This window comes from Pseudophaeobacter sp., from assembly GCF_039971195.1.
In the GTDB taxonomy this organism is placed as follows: Bacteria; Pseudomonadota; Alphaproteobacteria; order Rhodobacterales; family Rhodobacteraceae; genus Pseudophaeobacter.
Genome location: NZ_JBDWPJ010000046.1, coordinates 1 through 22,430, shown reverse-complemented (window position 1 = coordinate 22,430; position 22,430 = coordinate 1). Strand labels below are relative to the sequence as shown.

Annotated in this window: 16 protein-coding genes; 7 read left to right on the top strand and 9 right to left on the bottom strand. The window is 58.6% G+C overall.

Going from position 1 to position 22,430, the window contains the following annotated elements:
* The first annotated feature begins 141 nt into the window (after positions 1 to 141).
* Together ABJP42_RS04025 and ABJP42_RS04020 are read left to right on the top strand one after the other, a co-directional pair.
* Positions 142 to 1,365 carry a multidrug effflux MFS transporter gene (locus ABJP42_RS04025; protein ID WP_348338592.1) on the top strand — a complete coding sequence of 408 codons (1,224 nt, stop codon included), beginning with the start codon at positions 142 to 144 and terminating at the stop codon, positions 1,363 to 1,365.
* A gap of 60 nt (positions 1,366 to 1,425) precedes the next feature.
* Positions 1,426 to 3,099, top strand: coding sequence for a hypothetical protein (locus ABJP42_RS04020; protein WP_348338591.1), 1,674 nt, complete (start codon positions 1,426 to 1,428; stop codon positions 3,097 to 3,099).
* 50 nt (positions 3,100 to 3,149) lie between these two features.
* Here the strand turns inward: ABJP42_RS04020 and mfd are convergent, their stop codons facing one another.
* The gene (mfd, locus tag ABJP42_RS04015; protein ID WP_348338590.1) at positions 3,150 to 6,611 is read right to left on the bottom strand and encodes a transcription-repair coupling factor; all 3,462 of its coding nucleotides are present in this window, start codon (positions 6,609 to 6,611) and stop codon (positions 3,150 to 3,152) included.
* Between the two features lie 151 nt (positions 6,612 to 6,762).
* Positions 6,763 to 7,290: a component of SufBCD complex gene (locus ABJP42_RS04010; RefSeq protein WP_348338589.1), complete on the bottom strand. Its 528-nt coding sequence runs from the start codon at positions 7,288 to 7,290 to the stop codon at positions 6,763 to 6,765.
* 235 nt (positions 7,291 to 7,525) lie between these two features.
* On the opposite strand from ABJP42_RS04010, the gene hemB reads away from it, so the two are divergent.
* A complete protein-coding gene (gene hemB, locus ABJP42_RS04005) occupies positions 7,526 to 8,524 on the top strand; it encodes a porphobilinogen synthase (protein ID WP_348338588.1) in 999 nt (332 codons plus the stop codon).
* A 285-nt stretch (positions 8,525 to 8,809) separates the two neighbouring features.
* On the top strand, positions 8,810 to 9,361 hold the full coding sequence (locus tag ABJP42_RS04000) for a lipid-binding SYLF domain-containing protein (protein ID WP_348338587.1): 552 nt from the start codon (positions 8,810 to 8,812) through the stop codon (positions 9,359 to 9,361).
* A gap of 102 nt (positions 9,362 to 9,463) precedes the next feature.
* Here the strand turns inward: ABJP42_RS04000 and ABJP42_RS03995 are convergent, their stop codons facing one another.
* Positions 9,464 to 10,336 carry an NAD(P)-dependent oxidoreductase gene (locus ABJP42_RS03995; RefSeq protein WP_348338586.1) on the bottom strand — a complete coding sequence of 291 codons (873 nt, stop codon included), beginning with the start codon at positions 10,334 to 10,336 and terminating at the stop codon, positions 9,464 to 9,466.
* A gap of 114 nt (positions 10,337 to 10,450) precedes the next feature.
* Between ABJP42_RS03995 and ABJP42_RS03990 the strand changes: the two genes are divergently transcribed.
* Together ABJP42_RS03990 and ABJP42_RS03985 are read left to right on the top strand one after the other, a co-directional pair.
* Entirely contained in the window at positions 10,451 to 12,925 is a 2,475-nt protein-coding gene (locus ABJP42_RS03990) for a penicillin acylase family protein (protein WP_348338585.1), read from the top strand.
* A 5-nt stretch (positions 12,926 to 12,930) separates the two neighbouring features.
* Complete coding sequence (locus tag ABJP42_RS03985) at positions 12,931 to 14,106, top strand: cation:proton antiporter (protein WP_348338584.1); 1,176 nt, start codon at positions 12,931 to 12,933, stop codon at positions 14,104 to 14,106.
* 64 nt (positions 14,107 to 14,170) lie between these two features.
* Here ABJP42_RS03985 and hflX read toward each other — a convergent pair whose 3' ends face one another.
* The 4 genes from hflX to trkA form a co-directional block, all read right to left on the bottom strand.
* Positions 14,171 to 15,442, bottom strand: a complete 1,272-nt coding sequence (hflX, locus tag ABJP42_RS03980) for a GTPase HflX (protein WP_348338583.1) — start codon at positions 15,440 to 15,442, stop codon at positions 14,171 to 14,173.
* Positions 15,442 to 15,681, bottom strand: a complete 240-nt coding sequence (gene hfq / locus ABJP42_RS03975) for an RNA chaperone Hfq (RefSeq protein WP_008204623.1) — start codon at positions 15,679 to 15,681, stop codon at positions 15,442 to 15,444. Before hfq ends, hflX begins: the two co-directional genes overlap by 1 nt.
* A 134-nt stretch (positions 15,682 to 15,815) precedes the next feature.
* Positions 15,816 to 17,351, bottom strand: a complete 1,536-nt coding sequence (locus ABJP42_RS03970; RefSeq protein WP_348338582.1) for a TrkH family potassium uptake protein — start codon at positions 17,349 to 17,351, stop codon at positions 15,816 to 15,818.
* 1 nt (position 17,352) lies between these two features.
* The gene (gene trkA / locus ABJP42_RS03965; protein WP_348338581.1) at positions 17,353 to 18,729 is read right to left on the bottom strand and encodes a Trk system potassium transporter TrkA; all 1,377 of its coding nucleotides are present in this window, start codon (positions 18,727 to 18,729) and stop codon (positions 17,353 to 17,355) included.
* Positions 18,730 to 18,844: 115 nt separating this feature from the next.
* On the opposite strand from trkA, the gene ABJP42_RS03960 reads away from it, so the two are divergent.
* On the top strand, positions 18,845 to 19,327 hold the full coding sequence (locus ABJP42_RS03960) for a hypothetical protein (protein WP_348338580.1): 483 nt from the start codon (positions 18,845 to 18,847) through the stop codon (positions 19,325 to 19,327).
* Positions 19,328 to 19,442: 115 nt separating this feature from the next.
* On the opposite strand, the gene ntrX is transcribed toward ABJP42_RS03960, so the two are convergent.
* Together ntrX and ABJP42_RS03950 are read right to left on the bottom strand one after the other, a co-directional pair.
* The gene (gene ntrX, locus ABJP42_RS03955) at positions 19,443 to 20,852 is read right to left on the bottom strand and encodes a nitrogen assimilation response regulator NtrX (protein WP_348338579.1); all 1,410 of its coding nucleotides are present in this window, start codon (positions 20,850 to 20,852) and stop codon (positions 19,443 to 19,445) included.
* The coding region (locus ABJP42_RS03950) for a sensor histidine kinase (protein ID WP_348338578.1) at positions 20,849 to 22,430 on the bottom strand (1,582 nt) is incomplete at its 5' end. The genes ntrX and ABJP42_RS03950, both read right to left, overlap by 4 nt.

The following is a 22,430-nucleotide window of genomic DNA, read 5'->3' as shown; positions in this document are numbered from 1 at the left end:
GAAACTACACAAAGCAACAATGCACAGAACTCTGTGCATTTTGCACCATGGCCTCTGCTCTCTGGCCGTGATAGCGCGGGACAGAAGAGACCCGGAGAGGATCCAATTTCAGGACCGCCGAAGTCTCGCATGAGGATCCCAATGACAGCAATGCCGTCCCACAATATGTCCAAGACAGAATTCATTTCGCTGGTGGCGATGATGATGGCGACTATCGCCTTTTCTATCGACGCCATGCTGCCAGCCCTGCCAGAGATCGGCGCCCAGCTCAGCCCCGGTGACGTCAACCGGGCGCAGCTGATCCTGACCTCCTTTGTGCTCGGAATGGGGGTTGGCACCTTTTTCACCGGTCCACTGTCGGATGCCTTTGGCCGCAAGCCGGTGATCATCGTCGGCGCTGTGATCTATATCGCGTCCTCCGCAGTAGCCTGGGCTTCGTCTTCGTTGGAGCTAGTCCTAATTGCCCGTGTCACCATGGGCCTCGGCGCTGCTGGGCCACGGGTTGTCGCCCTGGCCATTGTACGCGATCTGTATTCGGGGCGGGAAATGGCCCGGATGATGTCGATTGCCATGATGATCTTCACTCTGGTTCCCGCCTTTGCGCCCATGCTGGGGCAAGGCATCATCGTCTTTGCCGGCTGGCGCGGCATCTTTGTGGCCTTTGCCGTCTTTGCGCTCATCATGTCCCTGTGGATGCAGATCCGCCTGTCCGAACCGCTGGCGGCGGAAAACAGACGCCCCTTCCGGATGCCGCTGATGCTTTCGGCGGTGAAGGAAATGATCCAGCACCCCACCGTGCGTCTGTCGATTGTGGTACAGACCTTCTGCCTCGCCATGCTGTTCACTATGTTGACCATGGTGCAGCAGGTCTATGACATCATCTTTGATCGCGGCGACAGCTTTCCCTTCTGGTTTGGCTTTGTCGCCCTGATGTCGGGCAGCGCCAGTGTGCTCAACGCGGCCGTAGTGGTGCGCGTGGGAATGCGTCGTATGGTGACCTGGTCTTTGGCGCTGCAGATCCTGTTCTCGGCGGTGATGCTGACGCTGGATGGTTTCAGCCTCCCAGCCGGTCTAGCCTTCGGATTGTTTGTCGCCTGGCAGACCAGCGTGTTCTTTATGGCCGGCACCACATTGGGCAACCTCAATGCCATGGCGATGGAGCCGATGGGCCATATTGCTGGTATGGCGGCCTCAGTCATTGGCGCGATCTCGACAGTCTTGGCCGCTGTTATCGCAGGCCCCATTGGATTGCTGTTTAATGGCTCCTTGTTGCCGATCACCCTGGGCATCCTGATCATGGCCACGCTTGCTTACCTTGTCATGCTGCATATGGCCCGAGTAGAGGCACGGTTTCTGACTGACTAGAACGCTTGCTGACAGCTCAGGAAACTCCTAACCTCTCCAAATATTTGGGGAGGTTTTTTGATGGAATATCCGTATGATCTAGGCAGTTACACTTGCCCAATTACGACCACGTCTCCACAGGCGCAGCTCTGGTTTGATCGTGGGCTGATCTGGACCTATGGCTATAACCATCAAGAGGCCACCACCTGTTTCCAACAGGCAATCAGCCTTGATCCCAACTGCGCTATGGCCCATTGGGGGCTCGCCTATGCCTCAGGCCCCAATTACAACATGCCTTGGGAGTTGCACGACGAGACAGGCCGCGCGACGGCCCTGGCCACAGCCTATGATGCCAGTCAGGCGGCACTTGGCCATGTCTCGGGTTGTAGCGAAGCAGAGACCCTGCTGATCAAAGCCCTAGGCGCGCGCTACCCGCAACGTGACCTGATTGAGGACATGCATGCCTGGGACTATGATTTTGCCGCGACCATGCGCGAAGCCTTTGCCCAGTGTCGCGATCACAATGACCTGCGCTGTATTTTTGCCGAAAGCCTGCTCAACCTGACGCCGTGGAGAATGTGGGACCTGAAGTCCGGCAAACCTGCCAAAGGCGCGGCCACACTGGAGGCACAACAGATTCTGGAAGAGGCCATGGCGCAGAACCCGGGCGCGATGCGACATCCCGGTCTGCTGCACCTCTATGTGCACCTGATGGAGATGTCACCCACCCCGGAAAAAGCGCTAAAGGCAGCAGATGTGTTGCGCCGTTTGGTGCCGGATGCAGGGCATCTGGTGCATATGCCGACCCATATTGATGTGCTTTGTGGCAACTATCACGAGGTGGTCCTGTGGAACGAAGAGGCGATCAAGGCGGACCTGAAATACTACGCCCGCGAAGGCGCTTACAACATCTACACAGGTTATCGCCAGCACGACTATCACTTCGTGATCTATGGCGCTCTTTTCCTGGGACAAATGGAGCCCGCGCTGCAGGCAAACAAGGGCCTATGGGAGACCACCCCAGAAGAGATGCTGCGCATTGAGAGCCCGCCGATGGCGGATTATTTTGAATCCTACATGGCAATGCACCCGCATATCCTGATCCGGTTCGGTCGTTGGCAAGACTGCATCGCCCTGAAGCTGCCAGAGGACCAAACGCTTTATTGCACCCTCACGGCAACCACCCATTATGCCCGCGCCATTGGCTATGCCGCCACGGGGCAAGTGGCCGAGGCCGTAGCCGAGGAAACCCAGTTCCTTGCGGCCAAATCCCGCGTTCCCGACAGCCGCCTCATGCACAATAACCGGGTCGTAGACCTGCTTGAAATTGCACGCGAAATGCTGCGCGGAGAAATCGAATACCGCAAGGGTAGCTATGACCAGGCCTATGACCACCTGCGTCGCTCGGTTCAACTAGATGACAATCTGCCCTATGACGAGCCCTGGGGCTGGATGCAGCCCACTCGTCATGCGCTGGGCGCACTCCTGTTGGAACAGGGCCATGTAACCGAGGCCGAGGCGGTCTACCGCGCTGATCTCGGACTTGATAACAGCCTGTCTCGCGCCTCGGTGCATCCAGATAATGTCTGGAGTCTTAAAGGGTTGTATGATTGCCTTCAGATGCGCGGTGAAGAGGTGGAGATCCGGCACATCAAGCAAAAACTCGACGCTGCGCAGGCGCGATCAGACGGCGTCTTTGCTTCCTGCGGCTGTGCCCAGGTGGCGATGCAGCCGCAGGCTTGCTGTGGGATCTGAAACCTCAAACCCCGATCAAATCACCTGATCGGGGCAACTCTGGAATAGCGCTATTTGGCCTGGGCCTTAGCGCGTTTTTTCTCAGCAATCAGCCGTTCAGCCAGGTCGCGGGCAATGGCAAAAGCGCCTTTGATCTTGTCGCTGTCCTTTTTCCAATCGCGCCGCACCACGATCTTGTTGTCTTTGACCTTGGCCAGCCCATCCTGGCTATGGATGAAATCCACCAACCCCTGTGGCGAAGCGAATTTGTCGTTGTGGAACTGCAACGTCGCGCCCTTGGGGCCTGCGTCCAGTTTCGAAATTCCGGCGCGTTTGCACATTGCCTTGATCCGAACAACGAGCATCAAGGTATTGACCTCTTTTGGCAATTTCCCAAACCGGTCGATCAATTCTGCAGCAAAACCTTCTAGCTCCACCTTGGTGGTAAGCGAGGACAGACGTCGGTAAAGGCCAAGCCGCACATCCAGATCAGGCACATAGGCGTCCGGGATCAGCACTGGCACACCAAGGTTGATCTGCGGCGCCCATTGCGCATCCCCGTCGCTCAACCCTTCCAGCTCACCTGATTTGATCTTGGCAATCGCCTCCTCCAGCATCGACTGATAGAGCTCATAGCCCACATCGCGCATCTGGCCGGATTGCTCCTCACCTAGCAGATTACCCGCCCCTCGAATATCAAGATCCTGACTTGCCAGGGTAAAACCCGCCCCTAAGGTATCGAGCGAGCCAAGTACCTTGAGCCGCTTTTCAGCCGCCGGGGTAAGACGCTGGCGCGGCTTGGTGGTCAGATAGGCATAGGCGCGGGTTTTGCTGCGCCCCACACGTCCGCGAATCTGGTAGAGCTGCGACAGGCCAAACATATCAGCCCGGTGCACCACCATGGTATTGGCCGTAGGAATATCGAGGCCGGATTCCACAATGGTCGTCGCCAAGAGCACATCATATTTGCCGTCGTAAAAGGCATTCATCCGGTCATCCAACTCTCCTGGAGCCATCTGGCCATGGGCCACCACGTAGGTGAGCTCGGGCAGTTGCTCTTTCAGGAAATCCTCGATTTCCGGCAGGTCAGAGATCCGCGGCACCACATAAAAGCTCTGGCCGCCACGATAATGTTCGCGCAGCAAGGCCTCGCGCAGGGTAACAGCGTCGAATTCGCTGACATAGGTGCGGATCGCCAACCGATCCACTGGAGGTGTCCCAATGATTGACAGATCGCGCACGCCGGTGAGGCTCAGCTGTAGAGTACGCGGGATTGGGGTGGCGGTGAGGGTCAGCACATGGATGTCAGAGCGCAGCTGTTTCAGCCGTTCCTTGTGGCCAACGCCAAAATGCTGTTCTTCGTCGATGATCAACAGGCCAAGGTTGTTAAACCGGATATTTTTGGCCAGCAAAGCATGGGTGCCGATGACGATGTCAATCGTGCCTCTGGCCATACCTTCACGGGTTTTGGCGGCCTCCTTTGCGGAAACAAAGCGTGACAACTGCCTGACTTCCAAAGGGAAGCCCCGAAAACGTTCCGCAAAGGAGGCAGCATGCTGCCGCGCCAAAAGCGTGGTCGGGGCCACCACAGCCACCTGCACGCCAGACATCGCCGCCACAAAGGCCGCCCGCATGGCCACCTCGGTTTTACCAAAGCCCACATCACCGCAGACCAACCGGTCCATCGGCTGGCCAGAGGTCAGATCTGCCATCACGTCTTCGATGGCGCGCAGCTGATCATCCGTTTCCTGATAGGGAAAGCGGGCCGAAAACTCCTCCCAGGCATGGGGCGGCGGATCCATCGCCGGCGCCCGACGCAGGGCCCGTTCGGCGGCAATCCGGATGAGCTTATCCGCCATCTCGCGGATGCGCTCCTTCAGCTTGGCCTTTTTCGCCTGCCAAGCCCCACCACCAAGCCGATCCAACAGCCCCTCGTCGTGACCGTATTTTGACAGAAGCTCGATGTTTTCAACCGGCAGGTAGAGCTTTGACTGTTCGGCATATTCCAGCAGCAGGCATTCATGGGCAGCGCCTGCGGCCGAAACCACCTCCATGCCCTTGTAGCGGCCAATGCCGTGGTCCACATGCACCACCAGATCTCCGGGGCTGAGCGACTGGGTTTCGGTCAGGAAATTCTCGGCCTTACGACGCTTCTTTGGGGCCCGGATCAGCCGATCCCCCAAAACATCCTGCTCTGAGATCACCGTCATCTCGTCGGACTGAAACCCGTGTTCCAGCGCCCAGACCGCCAAATGCAATCCGGATTTTCCGATCCGGGTGCCGTCCATAACCGGTATAACCTCGGCCAGACCTTCGTCCTCAATAAGCCCGGTCAGACGTTCGCGCGCGCCTTCAGAATATGAGGCAACAACCACCGGACCTTCGTGCAAACGGGTCTTAATATGATCGGCCAAAGCCCCAAAAAGACTTACACTTTCCTGCTGACGTTCAGGCGAGAAATTGCGCCCAATGCGCCCGCCAGCATCGACCACACCTGGGCCAGAGGCCTGGGCCAGCGGGTGCAGCTGGATCCGGCGATGGCCAGACACTGCCGTCTCCCAGGCCGCATCATCCAGATAGAGCAGACCGGGAGGCGTCGGTTTGTAGACCGTATCCATGCGGCCCTTCTGCGACATGGCAATTTTGCGGGTCTCATACTGGTCCTCGATGCTCTCCCACCGCGCCAGACGCGCCGGGGTCACCTGATCATCAATGGTCAGCGTCGCATCCGGAAGGTAGTCGAACAGGGTTTCCAGGTTTTCGTGGAAAAACGGCAGCCAATGCTCAATGCCCTGATGTTTGCGCCCGGCACTGACCGCCTCATAAAGGGGATCATCGGTCCCGGCGGCGCCAAATTCGATCCGGTAGTTTTGCCGGAACCGGGTGATGGCAGCCTCGTCCAGGATTACCTCAGAAACCGGAGCCAATTCGATCAGCTCCAGCGTCTCCGTGGTGCGCTGGCTGGCCGGATCAAATCGGCGCACCCCATCCAGCACATCGCCAAAGAAATCGAGCCGTACCGGGCCGCTATCACCGGGGGGAAAGATATCGATTATACCGCCCCGGATAGCATAATCGCCCGGCTCCATCACTGTTGGGCTTTGCACAAACCCCATCCGAACCAGAAAGCTGCGCAGGGATTTTTCGTCGACGCGCTGGTTGACCTGGGCCGAAAACGCCGCTTCGCGCAGGGTAGCACGGGCGGGCACACGCTGGCTGGCGGCATTGAGCGTGGTGAGCAGGATGAACTGCTTGGGCATCTGATGCACCAGCGCCGCGAGGCAAGCCATACGGGCCGCGGCCACATCGGCATTGGGAGAGACCCTGTCATAGGGCAGGCAGTCCCATCCGGGAAAGACAATCACCGGCATCTGCGGCGCAAAAAACGCCAGCGCTGCCCGCATCGCTTCCATCCGTTTGTCATCACGGGCAATGTGCAGAACGGGTTGGCCGGATTTCTCCAGCTCATTGAGGATCAGCCGGGCGTCAAAGCCCTCGGGCGCGCCGCCCATGGTGATAGATCGTTGCGCCATCTTGGCCTCTCCTTAAAACCGCTGAACAACCGCTGAGCGGAGTAACGTCTGAATGCTGTTCCTAGAGCCCGCAGACAGGGCATTCAACCAGGGTTTTCCGTCGGAAAGATCACCCCTTCCCTTTTGGCTGCCCCGCTAGGTGCCCTGCAAATCAGCCGCCCAAGGGGCCGATATTGGCGTTTTGCCACATCCCCCAGAGCGCCGTCACAAAAATGCAGATCATGCCAAGCGCCTGAACATAGAACCGACAAAGGGCAAGCGCCTGACACAGGGCCTCACCGTCGATCTCTTTGTGAACAATTTTTCGCGCTGTGGCGAGACTGATCAAAACCACCAGCGACAAGGGAAACACCAGCAAAAACACGGCTTGCGCAAATTCGACATTCAAGCCAAAGCCGAGGGTCGCCAAAGTGGACAGCACAAAACACACCAGCCCAAGCAGCCAAACGCCTGTGGTATTCACCACAAACAACATCCGGTTTGTATTGATCCGCACCAGGTCTTCGAGATCCTGTGTCGATTGCCCACCATGCTTGCGGGCGCGCTGAACCATGTCAAAGGGCACGCCCAGAATACGGTGGCTGAGGGTCGACCACAGCACCGCAAGGGCAATCCAGTACCAGAGATTGGAAAAGGACCGCAGATCAATCATCTCGGAAAGGGTTTCAAACAGGTTCAAAGCGCAGATGCCTCTCTATGTGCAGGATCACAGCGTCAAATGGACAGATGGTTTTGCAAAACCCACCACCTGAGGCAGCAATCCGGCCCTATATCCTCTGCCCACTGGGGTTAAACAAGCCCCCCTGAAAGGGCGTGCGCAAAGCTCAGGTCAAAGCGCGGCGATTGTGCCACTTGCCAGCACCGCTGCTTCCATGCGACCCACGAGGTTCAAAAGCAAGAAAGATGAGATCCAGATGAAGCCGACCGTCGCCCCCTTTCCCGCTGCCCGTCTGCGCCGCACAAGGGTCACCCCCGCAATCAGGGGACTGGTCCGTGAACACACCCTGACCACCGAGGATCTGATCTGGCCAGTTTTTGTGCGCGATGGCGAGGGGATCGAGGAACCAGTGAGCTCGATGCCCGGGGTGTTACGTCGCTCGGTTGATAAAATCGCTGAAGCCGCTGTGGAGGCCCAGGCGCTGGGCATTCCGGCAATCTGTCTGTTTCCCTATACCGATGCGGCGCTCAAAACCGAAGACTGCGCCGAGGCCTGGAGCCCGGACAACCTGTGCAACCGGGCCATTCGCGCCATCAAGGCGGTCGCGCCCGATATTGCGGTGATGACGGACGTGGCACTGGATCCTTACAATATCAACGGTCACGACGGCTATGTGGTAGATGGCGAGATCCTTAACGATGAAACCGTCGAGGCCCTGGTCAAGATGACCCTGGCCCAGGCCGAGGCCGGCGCCGATATCATTGGGCCCTCAGATATGATGGACGGCCGCATCGGCGCCATGCGCAGCGCGCTGGAGGCCGCCGGTCACCGGAATGTTTCGATCCTGTCTTATTCCGCCAAATACGCCTCCGGCTACTATGGGCCGTTCCGCGATGCTGTTGGCGCCTCTGGCGCCCTGCAGGGCGACAAGAAAACCTACCAGATGGACCCCGGAAATTCGGACGAGGCCATGCGGTTGATCCAGCGGGACCTCTCGGAAGGGGCGGATATGGTCATGGTCAAACCGGGCATCGCCTATCTGGACATCTGTTACCGGGTGAAATCCACCTTTGGTGCTCCGACTTTTGCCTATCAGGTCTCTGGCGAATACGCGATGATCCAGGCGGCGGCGCAAAATGGCTGGATCGACGGCGAAAAGGTCATGTTGGAAAGCCTCATGGCTTTTAAACGTGCTGGCTGTGACGGGGTGCTCACCTATTTTGCCCCGCAAACCGCGCGGCTGCTCAACGGGTAACTCCGCCCAGATTACAAAATTTTGAAAACTTCAAAGCGGGATGCCGCCCATAGCTGCTGTCAAACTAATGACACTGGGCCAAAAGCCGCGTATAGTTATCCCCAGAGCCGGATAACCGGCCTTTCATCATCACACCCGCTTTAGGCGATTTGCGACCCTGCAGCACCCTTTGCATTGCCGCGACGCCAAAGAGCACCAGGACAGGCAACTGGATATATGAGCAGCAAGTTTTTAAACCGCATGTCTTCGCAAGACATTTCGCAACCTGACAGTGCGCGCGCGCGCATGTCCCGTCGTGGCTTTACCCTTAGCCTTCTTGCCGGGGCTGGCGTGACCGCCGCCTGTGGCAATGGTGTTGGGAACAAGAACAGCGTGACCATCGACGCCCGCGTCGACTCCACCTTAAGTCAGATGTATAACCTCTATCCCCATACTGTCACCCTGGCCGAGAAATCGACCGGCATGTTGGTGATGCCGCTGGTGACAGAGGCTGGATTTATTGTTGGCGGGGCCTATGGCCGTGGTGCATTGCGGATCAACGGCGCAACCGTCGATTATTACTCCACTGTCAAAGGCAATGCCGGGCTGCAAATCGGCGCCCAGCAATATGCCCATGTCTTGTTCTTCATGACCCAGGAAGCGCTGAGCGATTTCCGTCGCTCTTCCGGTTGGGCCGCTGGGGCGGACCTGGAATATGTGGTCCGCGACGATGGCAACTCCCTGAGTGCTGATACCAACACACTGACCTCGCCTGTTTTGGCGGCTGTCTTTGGTCAGGCTGGTCTGCGCCTTGGTGCGACGCTTGAAGGCACCAAATATACCCGCATTATCCCTTAACATTTCCCCTTAAGGGTTTTCAAAAAAGACACGGCGCAGAGGATACCTGCGCCGTGTCTTTGTTATTTTGCAGGCGTGAAGCCTGCTGCTAAGTCCGGTTGGCTAGTCCAGTGCCTTCAGCCGCTTCAGCAGCGAGGAGGTATCCCAGCGCCCGCCGCCAAGCTTTTGCACGTCTTTGTAAAACTGATCGACCAGGGCCGTCACCGGCAGACTGGCGCCGGTCTCATTGGCGGTATCCAAACAGATGCCAAGATCCTTTCGCATCCAATCCACCGCAAAGCCATGGTCAAAATGATCGTCCAGCATGGTTTCATAGCGGTTCGACATCTGCCAGCTGCCTGCGGCCCCCTGGCTGATCACTTCGACCACCGCGCGACCGTCCAGACCAGCCTTATCGGCAAAGTGCAAGGCTTCGCTTAAGCCCTGCACCACGCCTGCAATGGCGATCTGGTTGCACATCTTGGTCATCTGACCCGCGCCGCTGTCGCCAATGCGACGGCAAATGCGGGCATAGGCATCAATCACTGGTTCAGCCCGGTCATAGACCTCGGCGTCGCCACCACACATCACTGACAGAACCCCGTTTTCAGCCCCGGCCTGGCCGCCGGAAATCGGCGCATCCACAAAGGCAACCCCGGCTTCTGCGCCAGCCTCATAAAGCTCGCGGGTGACCTTGGCAGAAACCGTAGTGTGGTCGACAAAAACACTGCCTGCGGCCATGCCAGAAAAGGCGCCATCAGGCCCTAGGCAGACCGAGCGCAGATCATCGTCATTGCCAACGCAGGCCATAACAAATTCGGCGCCTTCAACTGCTTCGCGCGGAGTGGCACCAAAGCTGCCGCCATGCGCCTTTGCCCAGGCCTCGGCCTTGGCGGTGGTTCGGTTGTAAACGCTGACCTCATGACCTGCGGACTTTAGATGCCCGGCCATCGGATAGCCCATGACCCCCAACCCCAAAAACGCGATTTTTGCCATTTGCTTTTCCCCTGTAGTGAACTGGCCTATGTTGGCGCCACCCTAACACCGGCCCGGCGAGGTGCAATCGCACCCAAGGCGCCAAAGCCATAAAAAATAGGAAACTGGCCCTTGATGGCACGACTTTTTCGCTGGTTGATGCGGCTCGCTGCGGCGCTGATTCTCCTGAGCCTCGCTGCCAGTGGGCTTGCCTATTACCTGGCCGCGCAGTCCTTGCCGGAATATGACAAGGAAATCGCCCTGCCAGGCCTGTCGGCACCAATCGAAATCATCCGCGACAACGCCAATGTGCCGCATATTTTTGGCAGCTTTGGTGCCAGCGACGAAGACGTCTATTATGGGCTTGGCTATGCCCATGCCCAGGACCGGCTGTGGCAGATGGCAGTGATGCGGCGCACCGCGCAGGGGCGGTTGTCCGAAGTTTTTGGCACCCGTACCATCGAAACCGATATCTTCATTCGTCGCCTCGATCTCTATGGTCTGTCACAACAGTCGGTTTCGGCCCAATCAACGGAAGTGCTGCAATCGCTCAAGGCCTATTCCGCCGGGGTCAATGCGCGTATTCTGGAGATCAACGAAGAGGCCCTGGGGCGTGGTGCGCCCGAGATGTTCCTGTTCAACATTCCAATGGCTCCCTGGCAGCCTGCCGACAGTATCGCGCTGCTGAAACTTGCGGCGCTGCGCTCGACCAACCATTTGCAGGACGAAGTGCTTCGGGCGCGGACCTCGCTTGCGCTGGCCGACCCCGAACGTATCAAGGATATCTTGCCGGATGCGCCCGGCATGGGCATCGCCGCGTTGCCGGAATACGCCAGCCTGTTTCCGGATCTGCCTCGCTACGCCGCGGTCACTGAGGTACCAAACAGAGATCTGTTTCCAGTTACGGCCCGCGGTTTTGGTGGCGCCTCAAACGCCTGGGCCGCCGCCCCGGACCGCTCGGCTGCCGGCGGGACCCTGTTGGCCAACGACCCGCATTCCGGTCTCGCAGCCCCCAGCGCCTGGTATCTCGCCCGGATGGAGCTGGCCACCGGCGGGCTCATTGGCAGCACCATCCCCGGTATCCCGGTCATCCTGGCAGGCCGTTCAGAGACATTGGGCTGGGGCGTCACTGCCTCTTACCTGGATGACCAGGACCTGTTCATCGAAAAGCTAAACCCTGACAATCCAGAAGAATACCTGACCCCCCAGGGCTACAAGGAATTCACCAGCCGCCCCTCGATCATCAACATCAAGGGCTCGCCGCCAGTTACCCTTACCCTGCGGTGGAGCGAAAACGGACCGATTTTGCCAGGCGCCCTGTTTGGCCTTTCGGCAATTACGCCCCCCGGCCATGTGGTCAGCCTCGGCTGGACTGCTCTGGACCCGCAAGACACCTCGATCACCGCTGCCCTGCGCCTGATGCGCAGCACCGATGTGGATGAGGCTATCCGGGCCGGAGCAGATTTTATCGCGCCCTCTCAGAATGTTATTCTCGCGGATGCGAACACTATCGCGCAGAAAACCGTTGGCGCCTTCCCAGCGCGGGATGCGCGTCACGACAGCAAAGGCCGTCTGCCCGGCCAGGGCTGGCAACGCCAGAACCGTTGGCTGGGGACCGCGCCCTATGCCGCCAACCCGGAATTTGCCAGCCCTCGCGGGGGAATCCTGGGCAATACAAACAACAAGGTGCTGGAACGGCCCTTCCCCAACCATGTGTCTTACACCTGGGGGGATACGCAGCGTATCAACCGCTGGCGTCGTCTGATGCAGAGCCGCGAAGTGCATACCCGTGACAGTTTTATGGAGGCCCAGCTCGACACCGTCTCCTATACCGCCCGCGCATTGTTGCCCCTCATTGGTGCCGATCTCTGGTTCACCGGCAGCGCCGCCGAGGATGGCAGCCGCGAGCGGCAGCGCCAGATCGCGCTATCGCTGCTGTCTGAATGGAACGGTGAAATGAACGAGCACCTGCCCGAGCCTCTGATCTATGCCGCCTGGCTGCGCGCCCTGCAGGCCCGCCTGATTGCTGATGATCTGGGTCCCCTGGCGGATGAATTCACCCAGGTCGACCCCCTGTTCATCGAACGAGTCTACCGCAATGTGGACGGTGCCAGCAGCTGGTGTGACGTACGCCAAAGCGCGCCGCAGGAAAGCTGCACCGACATGGCGCGTCTGTCGCTTGATGATGCCCTGATCTGGATCGAAGAGCGCTATGGCACCGCCCTGGAATCCCTGCGCTGGGGCGATGCGCATCAGGCCACCCATGATCACGAGATCCTGGGTGACTTTCCTGTGTTGCGCTTCTTTGTCAATATTCGCCAATCCACCAGTGGCGGCGACAATACCCTGCAGCGCGGTCTGACCTCTGGTCAGGATCCCGAGCCCTTCCAGAACATCCATGCGGCCGCCTATCGCGGCGTCTATGATTTTGCCGATCCGGACAGTTCTTTGTTCATTCTCGCCACCGGACAATCCGGGCATTTTCTGTCGCGCTACTATGATGACATGTCACAGCTTTGGCGGCGCGGCGAATATGTGCCCATGTCGCTGGACGAAGAGCTCGCCCGGGCCGCCGCCGTTGGGGTGACAAAGATCACGCCGCGGAACTGACTCCCATGCAGGATCTGGCCACGCCGCTGATTGTCTTGGGAGTTTTGTTCTTTGTCGGTCTGGCTGCCGACCGTATCGGTCGCCAATTGCGCCTGCCCCGTGTCACCTTGTTGCTTGGCTTTGGACTTCTGGTCGGTGAGGCCGGATTTGATTTGCTCCCCCCTGAGATCAGCGATCTCTATCCAGTGGTGGCCACGGTGGCCCTGACCGCAGTCGCCGTCCTGCTGGGCAGCGCGCTGTCGCTGGACAACCTGCGCAAACACGGGCGGGTGGTGGTGATTGTCTCGCTCTCCGTAGTGCTGGTGACCCAGGCGGTTGTGACCCTTGGACTTTGGGGCTTTGGCCTGCCCCTTGCCCTGGCCCTAGTGGTCGGCGCGCTGGCAACGGCCCCCGATCCTGCCGCCACTTATGACGTGATAGATCAATCCCGGCTCGACAATGGGTTCACCCGTCGGCTCAAAGGTCTGGTGGCAATTGACGATGCCTGGGGGTTGCTGGCCTTTAGCTTGACCCTACTGACGCTGCGACTCATGGCAGACAGTTCTGGCTCGGAATCGCCTTTGGTGACGGCCATCTATGAGCTCGGAGGCTCGATCGGGCTGGGGGTTTCTATTGGCTGGCCGGGGGCTGTTCTCATTGGCCGTTACTCTGAAGGGGAGCCGCTCCGGATCGAAGGGCTGGGGCTGGTCTTCCTCACCGCAGGGCTTTCGCTGCTGCTGGGGCTGTCTTACCTCATTGCGGGCATGACTGTGGGGGCGGTGATTGTGAACCACGCCCGCCACAACAGCCGTGCCTTTGCGGAGGTGCGCAGTTTTGAATGGCCCTTCCTGATTGTTTTCTTTGTTCTGGCAGGTGCCTCGCTGGACGCCCAGGCACTCAAGCTGGCGGGCGGCGCCGGGCTTGCCTATGGGCTATTTCGCATTCTGGGGCGTGTCTTTGGCGGCTGGATCGGCGGGGCGGCCGCAAAGGCGCCAAAAACCGAGCGCCATCTTTATGGTGCTGCCATGTTGCCGCAAGCCGGGGTGGCCATTGGCATGGCGCTTGCTGCTGCCGAACAGCTGCCTGCCTACGCGGATCAGATCACCGCGCTGGCCATTGGCACCACTGCGGGGTTTGAACTGCTTGGACCGCTGGTCACAGCCTTTGTTCTATCGCGTCAAAGCAGTGCCAAAACAGACTGACCTTAAATAGAAAAAGAGCGCAGGCTGACGCCCGCGCTCCCTATTTTTCCATCTGACAGATGCCTCAGAGCGCCTGGAATTGCGCCTTTTGCTTCTCAGTCCAGCGCACAGTCAGGTCAAAACCTTCCTCGCCCTGCTCTTCGCTGATCACCACATCCTGGCGGAACAGCCAAGCGCGCTCTTTGCCTTGGGCAAAAGACAGGGTGAACTCCTCGACATGGCGCACCCCTTCCAGTTTGATCGCTACATCAGCCAAAAGGGCATCGATGCCCTCGCCGGTAATAGCCGAAATAGCGTGGATACCCTCTTCGCGCGCGGCGCGCTGACGGCGGGCCTCGGCCACGTCATCTGGCAATTGATCGAGCTTGTTCCAAACCTCGATCTGGGCTCGGTTTTCATCCACCCCAAGGGTCGAAAGAATGGCCGCCACATCATTGGCTTGGTTCTGGCTGTCCTCGTGACTGATGTCCCGCACGTGCAAGATGACATCCGCTGCCAGAACTTCCTCCAGTGTAGCGCGAAAGGCCGCCACCAATTCGGTGGGCAGATCCGAGATAAAGCCCACCGTGTCCGACATGATAACCTCGGGCCCATCCGGCATCTCGACCCGGCGCATGGTGGGATCCAGGGTGGCAAAGAGCATATCCTTGGCCATGACCTCGGCCCCGGTCAACCGGTTGAAAAGCGTAGACTTCCCTGCATTGGTATAGCCCACAAGGGCCACAATCGGGAATGGGATCTTGGCCCGTGCAGCCCGGTGCAGGCTGCGGGTTTTGACCACTTTGGCCAGCTGACGGCGCAGGTTGACCAGCTGGTCATCAATCGCCCGTCTGTCCGCCTCGATCTGGGTTTCGCCGGGTCCGCCGACAAATCCAAGCCCGCCACGCTGACGTTCAAGGTGGGTCCAGGCCCGCACCAATCGGGTGCGCTGGTAGCTTAGCGCCGCCATTTCGACCTGCAGCACCCCTTCGCGGGTGCGCGCCCGATCCGAGAAGATCTCCAGGATCAGACCGGTCCGGTCGAGAATCTTGACCTTCCAGGCCTTTTCCAGATTGCGCTGCTGCACCGGCGAGACCGGGCCATCGATCAGCACCAGGTCAACCTCGTTGCCGTTCAGCAATGTCTTCAGCTCTTCGATCTTGCCCGAGCCAAACAACATTCCCGCATGCGCCTTGGGCAGGCGCACAACGGTGGATCCAATTACATCAAGATCAGGCAGCGCCTCGGCCAAAGCGACACCTTCCGCCAAAGCGGGTTCAGCGGGGCGACGCCCCTGATCAGATTTGATATCCGGATGTAGCACCCAGGCGCGGGTGCGGATCCTGTCGTGCTCCATCAAGAGGCGTCTTCACCTTCATAAAGGCTGATCGGCTGGGCCGGCATGATGGTGGAAATCGCGTGTTTATAGACCAATTGGGATTGGCCATCGCGGCGCAGCAACACACAGAAGTTATCAAACCAGGTGATAACACCCTGCAATTTGACCCCGTTAATCAGGAAAATCGTTACTGGAACCTTGGTTTTGCGAACGTGATTGAGGAATGCATCCTGCAAATTCTGTCTGTCCGAAGCCATATTATTATCTCTCGCCTTTGTTCTTGCAGCACATTGCGGACCAACGCGCCTTATTAAAGATGACTATGGACCCAGTTTTTGGCAGTTTCCAGCCGAAAAATTCCCCTCCTTCAGAGAAGCGGCGCATAGGCCGCTCAACTGCGCCAGAAATTGGGCGACAAAAGAGCAATTATTGCCAGAGTTTCAAGCCGCCCCAGAACCATAGCAAAGCAGAGCACCAGCTTGGCCACGGGCTGCAAGGTCGTCAGGACAATTGGCGCATCTCCGGCAATTTCAATCAGTGGTCCGGTGGTTGAAAGCGTGGCGATGGCCAGGATCAGCGATTGCTCAAAACCACTGCCAACGGCAGAGAGCGCGATGCTGATCAGTGCAAGCGACAGGGCAAAGAGCATAAAGAAGACCCAGGCGACAAAGGCGCCATTACGCTGGATGCGCTTGTTGCCACTGCCCTCGCCGCTTACCGAGGAAGGATGCACCAGTCGCTCCATCTCGCGCATCCCGTTGAGGTAGAGCGCATAGACACGCAAAAGTTTCACCCCGCCGGCCGTGGTGGCCACACCGCCGCCGATCACCGACAGCCCCAATAGGATCATGCCCGGCGTCTGCAGACCGGACCATTCCCGCGAGGTTTGCCAATCGGCGCTTTCGAATCCGGTGGTGGACAGAAAAGACATCACCGTGAACAGCCCCCCCCAAAAGGCTCTGGCCGCCTGAATCGGCTCCGTGGGACTGCCAACTTCTAAGGACGAATACCAATGCCAAAAGAACAAGAGCAGCGGCATGCCGACAATGATCAACATTCCAGTTCTGAACTCAGGATCCTTGTCCAGCCGACCGGTTCCTACCGTGATTGTATCATTGGAAAAAGTCAGCCGGGACAGGGCAAAGAACATGAACAGGAACATCACCATCTCGCCAGCAATGCCGCCCTGGCCATTCTCGACGCCGCCCAGGGCTGAAATGCCGGAGGTGGAGAGGACCGACATGGCATGGCTCAGCCCGGTCAGGGGTGTTTCCCCGGTGATCATCAGCAGCACCCAAAGCATCAGGGTGAGCCCGCCGTAGACCGGCGCCAGGGTTCTGGCGATCTCGATTAGGCGACGTTTGGGGTCGGAATCTTGACTTTGCGACGGGGTAGTGCTGCCGCCGCCGGGTTCACCCCGCGCCGTGACCTCGAACCCGCCGAGCGACAGAGGGGCCAAAACGGCAGAGGCGGAGATCCACATCAACAGCCCACCGAGCCAGGCCACCATGGCGCGCCACAGATGCAGGCTGGGTGGCAGACGACCTGGATCGGCAAAGATGTCGGCACCGGTGGTGGTCACTGCGCTGACCATATCAAAATAGGCGTTGAGGAAACTGGTATTTCGCAGCGACTCCTGCACCGGAACTGCCAAAAACAGCGGCAAGATCACAAAGGTTGCAAGCAAAGACAGCAACTGCCCGGGCATCCCATAGCGCGGCACCCGGTTGCCCAGCGAGAGCCCCGCCAAAGCGACAAAAAACAGGCCCAGAACACCGGAATAGAAAAACGCGCGCGAAGTTGGATGATCATCCAGCGCCAGAGCATGCGCCGCCGGGATCCACATCGCCAGAGAGACAAGGCTCCAGATCAACAGGAACAGAGGCAGGCGCAACAGCCGATTGGGAGTTTTGTTGCGACGCCCCATGCTAGAAGAAGTCGATCGAGACCTGCATCAGACGTTCCACTTCGGGTACATCATCCGCCATGGCAAAGAGCGCGATCACATCGCCCTCTTCGATCTTGAGCGCCCCACTGGGGCGCAGCACCTCGTCGCCCTTGCGCACCGCGCCAACCAATACGCCTTCGGGGAAATCAATATCGCGGATCGCCTTACCCGCCATCGGCGAGGTGCCCATGACCTCGGCCTCGATCACCTCCGCCTCGGCATCGCCGATACTATAGACCTGACGCACCCGCCCATAGCGGATATGGCGCAGGATCGAGCTCACCGTGGTGGCGCGCGGGTTGATGAAGGCATCAATGCCCAGTGGCGATAGCAATGGCAGCAACGTGGGATCATTGATCAGGGCAATCACAAAGGGGCAGCCCTCGGCCTTGGCACGCACCGCCGCCAGCATATTGGTTTTGTCGTCGTCGGTGACGGCCAGCATGGCATCAGCCCGGTCAATGCCGGCCTCGATCATCAGCGCCCGGTCCAGCCCGTCGCCATTGAGCACAATCGTCCGCTCTAGCGCCTCGGCGGCATGTTCGGCGCATTTGCGGCTCTTCTCGATCATCTTGGCGCGGATCCGGCTGGTGCCGCTTTCCAGTGCCTTGGCCACTTCGAGCCCGACATTGCCGCCCCCAACAATAACTACGCGATCCTGGCGTTTCTCAACTTTCCCAAAAACTTCGATGGTGCGGTCGACATCATCAACATGGGCAAAGACATAGCAACTGTCGCCCACAAACAGCTGATCTCCCGGTTCCGGCGCAAACAACGTTCCTTCGCGGCGCACCCCAACAACAATAGCGCGCAGGGTGGAAAACAGATCGGTGAGCTGGCGCAGCGGGGTGTTCACCACCGGGCAGTCTTCATCGATATGAATGCCCAAAAGCTGCGCACCGCCCTCCATGAAGATTTCAGTGTCAAAGGCGGCAGGAGCAGACAGTCGCTGCATCGCCGCAGCGGCCACTTCGCGCTCAGGGCTGATCACCACATCGATGGGCAGATGTTCACGTCGATAGAGATCCGAGTAGATTGCCGTCAGGTAGCTGCGCGCCCGCAGCCGGGCAATCTTACGCTGGATGGAGAACACCGAATGGGCCACCTGGCAGGTGACCATATTGACCTCATCGGAATGAGTCGCAGCGATGATCATATCAGCGTCCCGCGCCCCTGCCCGGTCCAGAACATCCGGGTAAGAGGCAAAGCCTGCCACCCCCTGCACATCCAGGGTATCGGTCGCCCGGCGGACCAATTCGGGGTTATTGTCGACGACGGTCACATCGTTTTGCTCAGCAGAGAGATGGCGTGCGATCTGCCACCCCACCTGGCCCGCGCCACAGATTATAACTTTCATGCCACTGTCCCTTTGCCGCCTCTCATGGGCGCCATTTTGCCAGTTTTGAATGCCAGAAGCCTACCGGGGGGTCAAATCAATTGTATCTTCCCAAAGGCTACGTCAATGTAGAGGCATGTATATTAAACAGAGACTCACTGCATTTTCTCTTGTCCTCCTTGGAGTTACTTCCTGTGGACCGCTGCCTGTCTATTACAATTCCGGCAAGGATCAGGCGCGCACCAACAGTGACGAGATCGACTGTGCGGTTCAGGCCCTCAGCGAGGCGCCAGTCGCCAATGAAATCCGCCAGCGAGCGCCGATCTACTATCCAGGTCACCGACACTGCGGACCTGGTGGTTGCTGGTCCTCCCCTGGCTATTGGGTGGATGGTGGCACCTATACTGTGGATGTCAATCAGGGATTGCGTAGCCAGGTCGAACAGCGCTGTATGGCCCGTAAGGGCTATCAACGGCTTGAGCTGCCCCGTTGCAGCAAGGAGCAGGTCGCCGCCCTTCAGTCTCAGCCCAGCTCCGCCCGGCGCGGCGCGGGTCTGTCAGAAAACGCCTGTGCAGTGCAACAAAGCGATGGCAGCACAGTGATCCTGCCGCCACTCTAGGCCACAACCAACCCCTGCGATCTACTGAACGAAAATGGCCCCTCTAAGAATGGGGCCATTGTTTTTCTCAGAGCCTCCCAAAAGAGCCGCCCCTTGGGTCAGGTCGCAGACAGCGTCAGACCATGTCCTCTTCTTTTTCGACATGCGCCACCCGGGCGCCAGTCTTGTTTGACGTCACAACGCCGAGCGATTTCAGCTTTCGGTGCAGGGCAGAACGCTCCATGCCAACAAAAGAAGCTGTGCGGCTGATATTGCCGCCAAAGCGGTTGATCTGGGTCAGCAGATACTCCCGTTCAAAAGCCTCGCGGGCCTCGCGCAATGGCAGGGTTGCCAGCGCACCAGAGAGAACCACCCGGCCTTCTTCCACCACTTTTTCCTCTTCGCGCGGCAGATCCTTGGCCTCGATCGGGCCGGTACCATCACCGAGGATCAGCACCCGCTCCACCATATTCTTGAGCTGGCGCACATTGCCCGGCCAGGTCATGGTCTGCATCAGGGCAACGGCTTCATCCGCCAATTGCCGCAGCGGCAGCCCCTGAATTTCGTTGAACTGCGCAATGAAATACTCCGCCAGCTGCGGGATGTCCTCGCGCCGGTCCGCCAGCGAAGGCACCACAATCGGCACCACATTCAGGCGGTGATACAGCTCCTGACGGAAGCGATCTGCGGCAATCTCAGCCTCAAGATCCTTATTGCTGGCCGAAATCACCCGCAGATCTACCCGTACTTTGTCATTGCCACCAACCCGCTGGAACTGCTGATCCACCAGCACGCGGAGGATCTTGGACTGGGTGCCCAGCGGCATATCCGCTACCTCATCAAAGAAGATGACCCCGCCGTTGGCCTGCTCCAAAAGCCCCGGCTCCACACCGCGTTCTGATGTCTCGCGGCCAAACAAAACTTCTTCCATCCGGTCTGGTTCAATGGCAGCACAGCTCACTGTGACAAAGGGCGCGGCTGCGCGGGCGGAATTCAGGTGAATATAACGCGCTGCGATCTCTTTGCCGCTGCCGGCAGGCCCGCTCAGCATCACCCGGCCGTTAGATTTGGTGACCTTGTCCAGCTGGCCAATCAGGCTGCGGAAAGAGGCGGAAGAGCCCACCATCTCGGAGCTGCCAGTTTCCTTGCGCCGTAGGTCGGTGTTTTCACGGCGCAACAAGGAGGCCTCCATGGCACGCCGGATCACCACCATCAACTGATCAATGTTAAAGGGCTTCTCGATAAAATCATAAGCGCCCTGCTTGATCGCCGCGACAGCAATTTCGATATTGCCGTGCCCCGAGATGATGACCACTGGAACTTCTGGATTGTCGCGTTTGACTGTTTTCAGAATGTCGATACCGTCCATCTGACTGTCTTTGAGCCAGATATCGAGGATCAGCAACGAGGGAAGCTCTTGGTTGAGCTGCGCCATGCATTCCTCTGAATTTCCAGCCTTTCGCGTTGCATACCCTTCATCCTCCAGGATGTCGGAGATCAACTCGCGAATGTCACGTTCATCATCAACAATCAGAATGTCACTCATGTCAGACCTGCTTTCACTGTATTCCGGTTCCCCTGCTCCGCGCTGGCAGCTGCGGGCAGACGTATAACTGCCATGGCACCTCTATGCTGGTGCCCTTCAAAAACGGGTGCGTCCTCAAGCGTCAACGCACCGCCATGTTCTTCAATAATCTTCTTCACAATCGGAAGCCCAAGTCCTGTGCCCTCGTTCCGGGTGGTGACATAGGGTTCAAACAATTTTGCGCGATCCTCAGGAAGGCCAATGCCATTGTCCGCAATCGTCACCTCGTAGCCCCCATTCTGCGACATCTGCACCACAATGTGAATCTGTGGATCAACTGAGACCTCTGGTTTCTTTTGCTGAAGGGTTTCAATTGCTTCACCTGCATTCTTGATCAGATTGGTCAGCGCCTGGCCAATCATGGTCGCATCCAGATCGGCCCAAAACGGATCCTCTGGCAGCTCTGCCGTGATGGTCACACCTGGCTGCCCCGTTTGTTGCAGGGTCACAGCGTCGCGCACCAGGACCACCAGATCTTCTTCGCTCCGTTCAGGTTCGGGCATGCGGGCGAATTTGGAAAATTCGTTGACGATCCGGCGCAGATCATTGGTTTGCCGCACGATGACATCGGTCATAGATTGCAGTTTGTCGCTGTTTTCTTCTCCCAGCATCGGTGCAAACTTGCGTTTGATCCGTTCGGCGCTCAGCTGGATCGGAGTCAGCGGGTTCTTGATCTCATGGGCAATCCGTCGCGCCACATCGCCCCAGGCCGCCATCCGCTGGGCACTGACCAGATCGGTCACATCATCAAAAGCCACAACGTAGCCCTCGAGCCGCCCATCATCGCCGCGACGGCGGGACATCCGCACCAGCAGGTTTTCCAACTGCCCCTGACGGGTTACTTTGATCTCGCCCTGTTCGGCCTCACCACCGCTGGCAACAAGCGCTTCGAACAAGGGGCCAAACTCTGGGATCGCCACCGCAAGGGCCAGGGTTTGTTGATCCTCGTGCCAATCCAGCAGACGTTCAGCCGACCTGTTCACAAAGGTGATCTTACCCTCATCGTCCAGCCCGACCACACCAGAGGTCACCGAAGAAAGCACCGAGTCAAACAACCTGCGACGCCGTTCAATCTGATTGGTGTTCTCCAGCAGGGTTGCCCGTTGCACCCGCAGCTCGTGAGTCATCTGGTTGAAGTAATGCCCCAGTTGAGAGATCTCATCACCGCCCTCTTCTTCGGGCACCCGCACATTCAGATCGCCCCCGCCAACCCGCTGGGCAGCCACGGTAAGGCGGCCGACAGGACGCGACAGACGTTCGGCAAACCACATGCCCAGCCACATCGCTGCCAGGATCAGGATCAGCGCAAAGCCAATGTACAAAAGGCCAAACTCAAACAGCACCCGGCCCCGTTCACTCTCCAACTGTTGGTAGAGCAAGGAGGTCTGTTTGGTTTCATCCAACAGATTCAACAAGGTTCCGTCGACATCGCGGCTGATGTACAGGAACCGGTCGACAAAGGCATTGAGCCGCACAAGTGCGCGGAATTCATTGTTGTCCCAGTCCTGAATGATGCTCAAACCATCCTGGCTGGCGCGA